Here is a 292-nt window from a genome sequence, read left to right on the forward strand (position 1 = left end):
CTACATCATATGGCGAGGATACCAGACCTTAGCTGGCAAGCTCTCCACGCCAGTGGAAGACACAATGTGGGACATTATGAGGATGGCGATCATCCTGTCCTTTGTGGCTAATTTGGACGGTTATCTTGATGGCGTGATTGATGCCATTAACGGACTGAAAGAGGGCTTTTCTGGAGGTGATAACATTTGGCGGATGTTAGATAGTCTCTGGCAAAACGCAAAATTCTTGGGAAAAACATTACATGATTTGGATGATTCAGAATTTATTAAAGATGAGGGCACAATTGCTGAA

At 43.5% G+C, this 292-nt stretch carries 1 protein-coding gene; it reads left to right on the plus strand.

The window, feature by feature from the left end:
- Window positions 1-7: 7 nt before the first annotated feature.
- Window positions 8-292 (plus strand): type IV secretion system protein (locus QP437_RS09930; RefSeq protein ID WP_285267723.1); only part of this gene is annotated, 285 nt, incomplete at its 3' end.

It is taken from the genome of Haemophilus sp. UMB1048, assembly GCF_030218125.1.
In the GTDB taxonomy this organism is placed as follows: domain Bacteria; phylum Pseudomonadota; class Gammaproteobacteria; order Enterobacterales; family Pasteurellaceae; genus Haemophilus_D.